Origin of the sequence: Nocardia brasiliensis IFM 10847 (assembly GCF_000710915.1) — a bacterium.
Lineage (GTDB): Bacteria > Actinomycetota > Actinomycetes > Mycobacteriales > Mycobacteriaceae > Nocardia > Nocardia brasiliensis_A.
The window spans coordinates 17087-28363 of sequence record NZ_BAUA01000119.1 but is presented as its reverse complement, the minus strand read 5'-3'; the positions used below and the strand labels follow the sequence as shown (position 1 = coordinate 28363).

Sequence of the window (11277 nt, the reverse complement as noted above, 5' to 3'; positions counted from 1 at the left end):
CGCTGGTTTCGGCCATTTCCCGCCGCCGCGCTAGGTGGCGGGATCGGTGCGGGCGCGTTCGCGTTCGGCCGCGGTGGCCAGGTAGTCGCCGAGTTCCCGGCGCAGGGTCACGTCCAGCGAGCGGGCCAGCGTGGCGTGCACCGAGGCCACGGCCAGCTCCCGCATCTTGCTCAACATCGTTGTGGTGTCCGCGATCTCGCTGCTGGTATCGGGCAGCCAGCCGGGGCCGTGCTCATCGATGATGTGCTGTTTGGCGGCCGTGATCATGATGTGGGTGATGTCATCGATCCGGTCGGCCACCTTGGCGTAGATCTCGATGAGGGTGCGCAGTTCCAGGCCGTACTCGTGCAGTTCGGCGAACGAGGTGAGCAGCTGTGTGTCGGTGAACACCACGGTGTCGCCCTCGAGCCGCACCAGCTTCATCTCGCGCAGCCGGTCCACCAGCTCATCGGCCTCGGCGCCGAGAATGGTGCCGATCAGCTCGCGGGGCACCTCGAACGTCTCGTCCTTCGACCACGAGGCGGTCACGGCGTGTTGCAGGCCGAGCACCTCGGTGAGGTCCTTGCCGGTCTCCCAGCTGGTGATGAAATCGCCGATGTGCGCGGTGGTGAACCCGCGCTGCAACAGCGCGTCGATCAGCCGCAATCGCTCGAGATGCGAGTTGTCGTAGATGCTGGCCCGGCCGTCCTTGCCGATCGGCGGCGGCAGCAGGCCACGCTCCTGATAGGCGCGCACGTTGCGGGTGGTGGTGCCCGCGGCGCGCGCGAGGTCATCGATCCGGTACTCCATCGAACTCACCTCCTCGCCCGCCACGGTGCCGGAGCCGAGTCTATCGCCCCGATCTCCGGCACCGATCACCTAAGAAACCGCCGCGATCCGCGTCTTGCGCACCTGACCGGCCGACGGCACCACCGTGTAGTCGGCGAGGTCGACGGTGCGCAGCTGATTGACGTACTGGGAGGCGAAGCCCGGGTACATCGTGGCGTTGAAACCGTCCTCGGTGAGATACCAGCTCTTGCAGCCCGAGTTCCAGGTGGTGCCGGTGAGCCTGCGCTGCATGCCCTCGTTGTAGCGGTCCTGCCGGTCCTTGCGGACATCGAGGACGCGCAGATCCTGCTTCAGGATGGTGTCGATGCCCTGCACCAGGTAGTCGATCTGGGCTTCCATATACACCAGCGCCGAATTGTGGCCCGGCCCGGAGTTCGGCCCGAACGTGAGGAACATGTTCGGATACCCGGACACCGCGACGCTCTTGAACGCGTATGCGCCGCGCGACCATTCGTCGGCGAGCACCCGTCCGTCGCGGCCGACCACCGGAATCGGCGTGCCGGTCTTGGATACATCGAAACCGGTCGCGAATACGATGCAATCCGCGTGGTGCTCAATGCCTTCCGCGGTGCGGATACCGCGTTCGGACAGGGTGGCGATGGGCCAGGTGATCAGCTTGCAGTTGTCCCGTTGCAGCGCCGGGTAGTAGTCGTCGGTCATCAGGAGCCGCTTGCAGCCCGCCCGGAAATCCGGCGTGAGCTGCCTGCGCAGCCACGGATCCTTGACCTGCCTGCGTAATTGGGCTTTGCCGACCAGCTCGACCACCCGGGTGAGCGGGGTGTTCCAGACCACGCCGAGCGCGACCGACTCGTGGCCGTAGAACCAGGCCTGCCGAGCCAGCTGCTCGGCGGCGGGCACCCGGCGGTAGAGCTCCCTGGTGACCGCGTTTGTCCGCCGGTTCACCCGCGGCAGCACCCAGCCCGGTGTGCGCTGGAAGACCTTGACCGAGGCTGCCTTGTCGACCAGCTCCGGAATGATCTGCACCGCACTGGCTCCGGTGCCGACGACGGCGACCTTCTTACCGGTGAAGTCGTAGTCGTGATCCCACCGGGCGCTGTGGATCTTGTGCCCGGCATAGCTTTCGATGCCGCGGATGTTCGGGAAGCTCGCGTTGGCCAGCGGGCCCGAGGCGAGCACCACGGTGCGGGCGAGCACCGTGTCGGCGCGGCCCTCGACCGAGATCTCCCAGCGTCCGGCCGCCTCGTCGAAGACGATGCCGGTTACGTTGTGGCCGAACCGCAGATGCGGCGCGAGCCCGAACTCCGCCACCATCGTCTCGATGTAGCCGAGGATCTCGTTGCTGCCCGAATAGGTGTGCGACCAGTCCGGATTCGGCGCGAAGCTGTAGGAGTACAGCCGGGACGGAATATCGCACGCCGCACCGGGATAGGTGTTGTCGCGCCAGGTGCCACCGATGGATTCGCCCCGTTCGAAGATGGCGAAATCGTCGATGCCCTTCTGCTTCAACCGAATCGCGGCGCCGATACCGGCGAATCCGCCGCCGATGATCGCGACGTCCAGGGTTTTGTTCGTCATAGTCATCCCGTCAGGCCGCCGGCTCGTAGGTGACTTCCTTGACCCAGGTCGGGTCGCGGCGCAGCAGGGCCTTGGGCACCCGCGCGGTGATCTTCACCAGTGCGTCGGCGAACAGGTGGTACGGGTGGCCGCGGTCGATCACCCAGCCGCCGTGCATCTTCACGATCTGGTACATCGGCAGTCGGCGCGCGAACTCGCTGCGCTCGCCGACATTGGCGTAGCGCTTCAGCGCGGCGTACAGCTTCTCCTCGTCGACGCCCATCTCGACGATGTTGTCGCGCATCTTGTTCAGCAGCGGCACGTAGCTCAAGACGCCGATGATCAGCGAGGGCTTCATCCAGCCGCCCACCAGGTCGATGAACAGTTTGCGGGCCTGGGAGTGGCCGAGCAGATCCATCACCGCGAAATCTACGGCCAGATGCCGGGATTCGTCGTTGTTGATCTTCTTGAAGGCTTCCTGGCAGACCGGATCCTCGATCTCGTCCATGATGAACTTGACCAGCGCGCCGTCGAGCGCGACCTCGAGCATCGGGATCACGGTGCCGAGGAACGACAGTGACATGTCGTCGGCGTACTTGTCCAGGAAGTCGATCACCAGCTTGACGTTCACGTTCGGCTGCGGGATCTCGTCGCCCTCGAGCATGCCCCAGCGCCGCATCAGCGCCAGCTCGGCATTGGCGTGACGCTGCTCCTCGGCGTGGAAGTACCGGTAGATCTCGCGCAGCGTTTCGGTGGGCGCCTTCTTGGCCATGGCGGCGAAACCGCGCGCGCCGACGTTCTCGATCCACATCAGGTCGGCCATGAACGGCTTGAGCCGGGCGTGCAGTTCGGGCGAGATCGTCTCGGCACCCGGTGCGTCCCAGTCGATATCGGCCAGCGCCCACTGCCGGTTCTTGATCTTGGTGAGCATGTCGTCGAAGTCCATTGCGATGGCCATGTCAGACTCCTGTCTTGTCGGTGACCGCAGCGTGGTCGGTGGCGGGGGAGTTGTCCTGGGGCAGTACGCGATCCAGGAGGCCGAGAACATAGGTGTACTGGGCGGGGAAGTAGCGCTTGAGCCGCCAGATCACGTGCGCGTCCAATTGCGGCAGCACGTAGAGCTGCCCGCGATCGTGCGCGTCGAGGGTGTTGCGGGCGACCGTCTCCGGGGAGAACCCGGTCCAGCGCATCAAGGTGTCGGCGAGCCGCGCGGACTGCTGGGTGATCCGGCCGTCCTTGGCCACATTGGTTTTCACGAACGTCGGGCACAGCACCGTGAGGGCGACGCCGGTGCCGCTCAGCTCGGCCGCCATCGTTTCCGACAGCGCGAGCACGCCCGCCTTCGACACGTTGTACACGGCCATCGAGGGCGCGGCGGTGAAGGCCGCCGCGGAGGCGACATTGATGATGCCGCCGCGGCGGGCGGCGCGCAGCTTCGGTGTGAACACCTCACAGCCGTGCACCACGCCCCACAGATTGATGCCGAGGGCCCATTCCCAGTCGTCGAATCCGACCTGGCCGACCCGGGTTCCGCCGATGCCCACGCCGGCGTTGTTGATCACCAAGGTGACCGGCCGCTCGAACAGCGATTCGGCAAAGCGCGCAAGGTTTTCCACGTCTTCGCGCTGCGCGACATCGCAGCGGAACGCGTGTGCGGCGCCGGGGAACTTGCGCTCGATCAGGGCGACGGTCTCGTCGGCCCGCCCCTCGTCGATATCGGCGCAGATCACGTGTCCGCCGCGATTGGCGATTTCCACCGCGAAGGCCCGGCCGATGCCGCTGCCCGCGCCGGTCACCACCGCTCGTGCGCCGTAGCTGCGCCGCGGTCGATTACCAAGGGGCAGAAGGTTTTCCAGTCCGAACATGTCAGCTCACCTTTTCCGAGACGGGATGGGAGGCCAGTGCGGCGGACAGGAAGTCGGCCGCGCGCGTCAGGGCTCGGTCGGCCTCGGGCACCAGCAGCGGCAACGCCTGGAAGACGTGCATCTGGCCCGGCCACACCTCTAGATCGGCGCTGCCGCCCGCGGCGCGCACCATCGCGCACAACGCCCGCGCGTCGGCGCGCAGCATTTCGGCGCCGCCGACCTGCACCAGCATCGGCGGCAACGCGAGGCCGTCGGGGATGCTCAGCCGCACCCGTGGTGCGTCGGCGGGCAGGCCGCGGGTGTACATGGCGGGCATCCGGCTCGCCGCCGCGGCGGTGATGAGCGGATCTGACTGCTGCCGTTCCTGTTCGGCGGCGAGACCGAGGGTGAGATCGAGCAGGGGGGAAACAACGCGACACCGGCCGGGGTGGCCATGCCGCGACGGCCGTTCTCCACGAGCAGGTCGAGCGCGAGGTGTCCACCTGCCGAATCACCAGCGAGGACAAGGTTTTCCGGGGTATAGCCCTGTTCGAGCAGCCAGTTGTAGCCTGCCTCGACGTCATCGGCTGCCGCCGGGAAGCGATGCTCGGGGGCGAGCCGGTAGTCGACGACGAAGACGGGCAGGCCGGTCTTGCGGGACAGTTGCGCGGCGAGCGCGCGGTGGGTACGGGCGGAGCAGATCACGTAGGCGCTGCCGTGCAGGTAGTAGATCGCGCGGCGGCCGAACGACACACCGGCCGCACGGACCCATTCCCCGCGCACCGCGCCGGACCGTACCGGCGTGACCTGCGTACCGTTCGGCACCGGACCCCCGACGGCCATGAAGGTGGCGACGAGCTTGCGGGCGAACCAGACTCCCGGCGCGTTCATCGGCACTGCGCAGTTGAGCTGCCGCAAGCCGAACCGGGTGGCCGTCGCGGCGAGCGTCGCCTGCACGGACGGTGCCGTGGGTACGCCGGGAACCGAGGTCCTCGTTGACCTTGTCATGTGCCCAGAATCATCCATGAATGTGCCAGTTGTCAATGGCACATTTATTGCAGGCTGTTTACAAGCGGCCTTGACCTGCAAAAACGGCCGGGGTACCAGCAGGTCTGCTGGTACCCCGGCCGGGTTTCGACTGGTTCAGGACGCTTTGCGCAGACCCAGGTACTGGAGTGCGGCGAAACCGCCGACGGTTACCGCCTGCATGACCGCCCACACCGAGCCGACCGCGTTCAGGTCCAAGGCGCCCTCGAACAGTGCCGCGAGGCTGACCACGACCCAGGCCGAATTGGCCGCGATGACCGCGCGGGTGGCGCCGGTGCTGATCGTGGACCGGGTGCCGATGACCGCCACCGCGAGACCGTACAGCGTGAGGAAGACACCCACCGGAATGCCGATCTCGGTGTTCAGGCCGAGCAGCGACTCCAGCGGCTTGGCGAGTGCGAGATATGCCAGACCGTTGACGCCGGTGACCACCGCGTCCAAGCGGAGCGAGAGGCGGAGCAGCTTCGGGCCGGGGGCGAGCACGGAGGACAGGTAGGACGGGGCGGTGGTGGTCATGGCGGTGCCTTACGTTCGGTGAATCAGTATGGGGGAGAAATGGTTTCGATCAGGCGGTGGCGGGGACGCGGTCCAGGAAGCCGTACACGTTGGCGATCTTGCCCTGCTCGAGCACGGCCACATCGAAGCCGACGACGACGGCGGGCGCGTCGGCCGGGCCGAGCTCCCAGGTGAACCGGACCTGGTCGTGGTGCGCGTCCACCGGACCGGCCAGCCGGAACGTCCAACCGGGGAATTGTGCCTGCGCGGCGGCGATTCCGGCGTCGATGGCGTCGTGGCCGGTGACCGCCATGAGGGGGTCGGTGTAGCCTGCGGTCTCGGTGAACACGCGGGCCACGGCGGCCTTGCGCCCGGCGGCGTCGGTGGTGTTCCAGGCTTCCAGGTACTGGGCGACGATGGTGTCCATGATGAGCTCCTTCGGGGCTGTGATCTGCGGTTTCGCTGTCGTTGTGCTGACAGGAACTACGTTATGGCCGCAGGGGGTTGCCCCGAATCAGTCATCTATAAGTACTTTTCGCCGTCGTATACGTATGCCGAGCAACTCGGCAGACGTATCGGGTCAGTAACCGCGTTCGGGGTCGACCGGCGCGAGCAGTTCCTCGCCCGCGACGAACCGTCGCACGTTCGCGCCGACATGGTCGGCGAAGGCGGCCAGCCGCAACTGTGGCGGATTCGAATCATGCGGCGTGACAATGGCATTCGGCAGTACCCAGAGCGGATGGCCGTCCGGCAGGGGTTCCGGATCGGTGACGTCGAGTCCGGCGCCGGCGATCGCCCCGGAGGCCAGCGCGGTGACCAGCGCGTCGGTGTCGATCAGGCTGCCGCGAGCGATGTTCACGATCCACGACGACGGTTTCAGCCGCGCGAGCACGTCGGCGTCGATGAGGTGGGTGGTCGCGGGCGTGGCCGGTGCGGCGACGACCACGTGGTCGGTGCGCGCCCAGACCCTGGAGAGCTGATCGGTGGAGATCGTCTCGATCGTGTCCGGGATGCCGGGCCCGGTGACCGGGTGGCCGGAGCGGTTCACCGCGATCACGTGCGCGCCCAACGGGATCAGCATCGGGATCAGCGCGCGGCCGATGCCGCCCGCGCCGACGATGGTGACGGTCTTGCCGCGCAGTGAGCCGATATGCGGGACGAAGTCCTGCTGCCGCCAGCTCGCCGCGCGCAGCTGCTCGGGCAGATAGCGCACCCCGGCGAGCAGCAGCATCAGCGCGTGCTCGGCCACGCTGGCCGCGAAAGCGCCTGCGGCGGAGGTGAACCGAACCTTCGGATGGTTCGCGATGATGCCCGCGTCGAACCACTGCTCGACCCCCGCCGCGGGCAGCTGCACCCATTCGATCGAGGCGGGCAGCTCGTCGGGGAACTGTCCCGGCGTGCCCGCCCAGATCAACCCGCGAGCTTCGGCCGGATCGGTCACCTGTGCGCCGGCCTCCGTCACCGCCTTCGCCAACAGCGCGGGCGGTGGGTCGGCGGGTCCGATCGCTATCGCTGCCGGGAGTCGGTGCACGGAAATGGACCTCCTTCGAAGCAGTGCGACGGATTCGCGCGGCACCGTCGATCAGTACCGCAGCGACGTTATCACCGCTGGCCAGACCGGTTCGGGTCACTCCTGGTCGAGGTCGGTTTCCTGATCCAGGTCGTCGTCGACCTTGTCGCGATCGGCCCACTCGAGCAGCCGGTCGATCTCGAAGACCGCGTCATCGATGCCCGCGTGCAGATCGCCGAGTTCGGCGAAACGAGCGGGGACGGTCCGCATGGTGAAATCCCGCGGATCGATATCGGGGATCTCGTCCCAGCGGACCGGGGTGGAGACGGTGCCGGCCGGCACGCCGCGCACCGAATAGGCGGCGGCGATGGTGTGGTCGCGGGCGTTCTGGTTGTAGTCGACGAACAGCATCGCGGGATCGCGGTCCTTGCGCCACCAGGTGGTGGTGACGTCGTCGGGGGCGCGGCGCTCGACCTCGCGGGCGAAGGCGAGCGCGGCGCGCCGCACATCCTGGAAACCCCACTGCGGCGCGATCCGCACATAGACGTGTAAACCCTTGCCGCCGGAGGTTTTCGGCCAGCCGACCGCGCCCAGTTCGTCGAGCACCTCGTGCACGACGCCCGCGACCCGCTGCACCCGCGACCACGGGCAGTCCGGCATCGGATCCAGGTCGATGCGCCATTCGTCCGGGCTCTCGGTATCGGCCGCGCGCGAGTTCCACGGATGGAACTCCACGGTCGACATCTGCACCGCCCAGATGACATCGGCCAATTCGTGTACGCACAACTCGTCGGCATGCCTGCCGTACCGGGGGAAGAAGACGCGCACCGTGGGAATCCAGTCCGGCGCACCCGCGGGCAACCGCTTCTGATGCACCTTGTCCCCGGCGAGTCCTTTCGGGAACCGGTGCAGCATGCACGGCCGATCACGCAGCGCGCGGACGATGCCGTCGCCGACGCTCAGGTAGTACTGCACCAGGTCGAGCTTCGTCGCACCGGACTCCGGGAAGTACACCCGGTCCGGGTTGCTGATGCGGACTGTGCGGTCGCCGACATCCAATTCGATGGCCGACGCCGCCGACTTGCTGGCCACGGGTCCGACGATAGCCGATCGAGCGCCCGCGCCGAGTGCATCGATCTGGTATGCATGTGAGTATGAGCAAGGCGACGCGTGTCACGGTGACGTTGGACCCGCAGGTGGCCGAGTGGGCGAAACAGGCGGCCGACCAGCAGAAACGCAGCCTTTCCGCAGTGATCAACGCGTCGCTGCGGTCCGCGCTCGTGCACGACAGCCTGGCCAAGCTCGCCGTCGACGAGGAAGCCGAACGCGCCGCCGCCTACGACGACGTGCACGTCACCGAGGCCGCCGAAGCCGACGCCCGCGGCGCGGCATGAGGCGCGGACAGATCTGGCGTTACTCTCCGGCGCTCAGCGACGGCACCCCGCTGCCCAGACGCATGACGGTGGTGCTGGTCTCCGATTCCGCGGTGATCACGTCCCCGTACCGCTGGCTGCACGTCGTCCCGCTTCGCGAGGCAGACCCCGGCCACGTGCTCGCCACGCACACCGAACACGGCTGGGCCGACACCCTCGAACTGCACCGCGCCTACCGCCCCTGGCTCGCCGAGCACCTCGGCGAACTCACCGCCGCCGAGTGCGAATCCCTCGACGCCCGCCTCCGCGCCACCCTCAGCCTGTAGCGCAGCGCCCGGCCGGTGGCGCAGCGGTCGGCCGGTGGCGCAGCGGTCGGCCGGTGGCGCAGCGGTCGGCCTGTGGCGCTGCGGCCGGCGTGTCCCGCTAGGTCACCGAGGCGAGGGCGAAGGGGAGGACGGCGTCGGCGCCTGCCTTGCGCAGGGCGTGGGCGGCGAGGGTCAGGGTCCAGCCGGTGTCGGACAGGGTGTCCACCAAGAGAATCGGGCCCTCGACGGCGGTGAGGTCGGGGACGTCCCAGGAGTCGTAGAGGCCCGCGACGCGGTGCGCGGAGTTGGCGGCGGAGACCGGGGGACGGTCGGGACGCGTCGGCAGCGTACCCAGATCGTCGAGGCGTCCCACTTCGGCGAGGCGGGCGGCGAGCGTGGCGGTGAGCACCGGGTAGCGCGGGGAGGCGAGGGCCATGACGGAGGTGGGGCGGGTCGTCCAGTTCCAGTCGCGCAGTACGGCGATACAGGCGTCGAAGACCGCGTCGGGGATCGGGTCGTCGGGCCCGTCGAGCAGGGCGCGCAGGCGCTGGCCCCAGCCGAGGTCGGTCAACCTGCCGAGCACCCGGCCGGTCTCGGCGCCGTCGGTGATCTTGCCGGACAACGGAACACCGAGTTTCGCCATACCCGTCGGCCACTGCTTGCGCGGGCTGAGGTCGAGTCCGGGCCGATCGAGGCGGGCCCGGGTCGCGGCGACCGCCGCGGCGTCCACCGAGACATCGGGACGGGCGCCGGTGCAGTTGTCGCACCGCCCGCAGCCGGGCGAATCCGTCGGCGCCGCGGGCAATCCGGGATCGTCGAGCTGGCGGCGCAGGAACTCCATCCGGCATTCGGCGGTCGACTGGTAGTCGATCATCGCCTGCTGTTCGACCTCCCTGGCCGCGGACAACCGCTCGTAGCGTTCGGTGTCGTAGGTCCACGGCTGCCCGGTGCTGAGCCAGCCGCCGCGTACCCGGCGCACCGCGCCGTCCACGTCCAGCACCTTGAGCACCATCTCCAGGCGGGACCGGTTCAGCTCCACCATCGGTTCCAGCGCGACGGTGGACAGCGGGCGGTCGGTGTCGAGCGCGTCGAGTACCGCCCGCACGATGTGCTCGCGCGGAAACGCTACGGAGGCAAAGTAACTCCAGATCCGCGCGTCTTCCGGACCGGGCAGCAGCACCACCTCGGCTCGGGCGGTGCCGCGACCCGCGCGACCCACCTGCTGGTAGTAGGCGATGGGCGAGGACGGCGCACCGACGTGCACGACGAAGCCGAGATCGGGCTTGTCGAAGCCCATGCCGAGCGCCGAGGTGGCGATGAGCGCCTTCACCTCGTTGTTCAGCAGCGCCGCTTCCAGCGCTTCGCGTTCGGCCGGATCGGTCTGGCCGGTGTACGCGGCGACCGTGTGCCCGTGCGAGTTCAGCACGTCGGCCAGGTCGTGTGCGGCGGCGACGGTGAGGGTGTAGACGATGCCCGAGCCGGGCAACCGGTGCAGCTGTGCGCTGAGCCATGCGGTGCGTTCCACCGCGTCGTCGAAGCGCACCACCGACAGGTGCAGCGATTCGCGGTCGAGGGTGCCGCGCAACACCAGAGTGTCGGTGCCGATCTGGGTCGCCACGTCGGTGACCACGCGATCGTTGGCGGTCGCGGTGGTGGCCAGGACCGGCACCTCGGAGCCGAGGTCGGCGATGAGGGTCCGGATGCGGCGGTAATCGGGCCGGAAGTCGTGACCCCAGTCCGACACGCAGTGCGCCTCGTCGATCACCACCAGACCCGCGTCGGCGGCGAGCTTGGGCAGCACCTGGTCGCGGAAGTCCGGATTGTTCAGCCGTTCCGGGCTGACCAGCAGTACGTCGACCGCGCCCGCCGCGACCTGGGTATGTATTTCATCCCATTCGGTCATATTGCCCGAATTGATGGTCGCGGCAACCACTCCCGCCCGCTGCGCCGCCGCGACCTGGTTGCGCATCAGCGCCAGCAGCGGGGACACGATGACCGTCGGGCCACGGCCGGCGCCTCGCAGCAGCTTCGCGGCGATGAAGTACACCGCCGACTTACCCCAGCCGGTGCGCTGCACCACGAGTGCCCGGCGCCGCTGCACCACCAGCGCCTCGATCGCGGTCCACTGATCCTCCCGTAGCCGGGCCTGCGGACCGGCCAGCTCGCGCAGCAGCGCTTCCGCGCGCTCGCGCAGGTCGGGTGCGGTGAGGTCGATCGCCGGGACATCGGTCGCCGTGGTCATGCGCTCCATCGTGCCCGACGGTACCGACACACCTGGCGCGCGTCGCGTCCGCCCGCCCCCCTGCGCGCATGTCGCGTCCATTACCACCGGCGCGGGCGACGCGCCGAATCCCGTTCGA

11 protein-coding genes and 1 pseudogene are annotated in these 11277 nt (G+C 68.4%); 2 read left to right on the top strand and 10 right to left on the bottom strand.

Features of this window, described 5'->3' with window-relative positions:
* Positions 1-30: 30 nt before the first annotated feature.
* The 9 genes and pseudogenes from NBRGI_RS25780 to ligD all read right to left on the bottom strand — a co-directional run bounded on the left by NBRGI_RS25780 (position 31) and on the right by ligD (position 8331).
* Positions 31-858 (bottom strand): MerR family transcriptional regulator, encoded by an 828-nt coding sequence (locus tag NBRGI_RS25780; protein ID WP_235211100.1) that lies wholly within the window; start codon positions 856-858, stop codon positions 31-33.
* A complete protein-coding gene (locus NBRGI_RS25775; RefSeq protein WP_081878228.1) occupies positions 859-2364 on the bottom strand; it encodes a flavin-containing monooxygenase in 1506 nt (501 codons plus the stop codon).
* Positions 2365-2374: 10 nt separating this feature from the next.
* Complete coding sequence (locus NBRGI_RS25770) at positions 2375-3295, bottom strand: reductase (protein WP_029899792.1); 921 nt, start codon at positions 3293-3295, stop codon at positions 2375-2377.
* Positions 3296-3302: 7 nt separating this feature from the next.
* Positions 3303-4208 carry an SDR family NAD(P)-dependent oxidoreductase gene (locus NBRGI_RS25765; RefSeq protein ID WP_029899791.1) on the bottom strand — a complete coding sequence of 302 codons (906 nt, stop codon included), beginning with the start codon at positions 4206-4208 and terminating at the stop codon, positions 3303-3305.
* Position 4209: 1 nt separating this feature from the next.
* Positions 4210-5030: pseudogene (locus NBRGI_RS44230) on the bottom strand (alpha/beta hydrolase).
* A gap of 300 nt (positions 5031-5330) precedes the next feature.
* Positions 5331-5750: a hypothetical protein gene (locus tag NBRGI_RS25755; RefSeq protein ID WP_029899790.1), complete on the bottom strand. Its 420-nt coding sequence runs from the start codon at positions 5748-5750 to the stop codon at positions 5331-5333.
* 49 nt (positions 5751-5799) lie between these two features.
* Positions 5800-6156 carry a nuclear transport factor 2 family protein gene (locus NBRGI_RS25750; RefSeq protein ID WP_029899789.1) on the bottom strand — a complete coding sequence of 119 codons (357 nt, stop codon included), beginning with the start codon at positions 6154-6156 and terminating at the stop codon, positions 5800-5802.
* A gap of 153 nt (positions 6157-6309) precedes the next feature.
* Positions 6310-7266, bottom strand: coding sequence for a D-isomer specific 2-hydroxyacid dehydrogenase family protein (locus NBRGI_RS25745; RefSeq protein WP_029899788.1), 957 nt, complete (start codon positions 7264-7266; stop codon positions 6310-6312).
* Between the two features lie 90 nt (positions 7267-7356).
* Positions 7357-8331, bottom strand: a complete 975-nt coding sequence (gene ligD, locus NBRGI_RS25740) for a non-homologous end-joining DNA ligase (RefSeq protein WP_029899787.1) — start codon at positions 8329-8331, stop codon at positions 7357-7359.
* 62 nt (positions 8332-8393) lie between these two features.
* Between ligD and NBRGI_RS25735 the strand changes: the two genes are divergently transcribed.
* The gene (locus tag NBRGI_RS25735; RefSeq protein WP_029899786.1) at positions 8394-8633 is read left to right on the top strand and encodes a DUF6364 family protein; all 240 of its coding nucleotides are present in this window, start codon (positions 8394-8396) and stop codon (positions 8631-8633) included.
* On the top strand, positions 8630-8938 hold the full coding sequence (locus NBRGI_RS25730; RefSeq protein ID WP_029899785.1) for a hypothetical protein: 309 nt from the start codon (positions 8630-8632) through the stop codon (positions 8936-8938). Before NBRGI_RS25735 ends, NBRGI_RS25730 begins: the two co-directional genes overlap by 4 nt.
* Before the next feature lie 97 nt (positions 8939-9035).
* Here NBRGI_RS25730 and NBRGI_RS25725 read toward each other — a convergent pair whose 3' ends face one another.
* Positions 9036-11159 carry a RecQ family ATP-dependent DNA helicase gene (locus NBRGI_RS25725; RefSeq protein ID WP_029899784.1) on the bottom strand — a complete coding sequence of 708 codons (2124 nt, stop codon included), beginning with the start codon at positions 11157-11159 and terminating at the stop codon, positions 9036-9038.
* Positions 11160-11277: the final 118 nt, after the last annotated feature.

Coding starts and splice junctions, on each gene's coding strand:
- NBRGI_RS25775 (WP_081878228.1), bottom strand. CDS start 2,364: ATGACGAACAAAACCCTGGACGTCGCGATCATCGGCGGCGGATTCGCC.
- NBRGI_RS25765 (WP_029899791.1), bottom strand. CDS start 4,208: ATGTTCGGACTGGAAAACCTTCTGCCCCTTGGTAATCGACCGCGGCGC.
- NBRGI_RS25755 (WP_029899790.1), bottom strand. CDS start 5,750: ATGACCACCACCGCCCCGTCCTACCTGTCCTCCGTGCTCGCCCCCGGC.
- NBRGI_RS25750 (WP_029899789.1), bottom strand. CDS start 6,156: ATGGACACCATCGTCGCCCAGTACCTGGAAGCCTGGAACACCACCGAC.
- NBRGI_RS25735 (WP_029899786.1), top strand. CDS start 8,394: ATGAGCAAGGCGACGCGTGTCACGGTGACGTTGGACCCGCAGGTGGCC.
- NBRGI_RS25730 (WP_029899785.1), top strand. CDS start 8,630: ATGAGGCGCGGACAGATCTGGCGTTACTCTCCGGCGCTCAGCGACGGC.
- NBRGI_RS25725 (WP_029899784.1), bottom strand. CDS start 11,159: ATGACCACGGCGACCGATGTCCCGGCGATCGACCTCACCGCACCCGAC.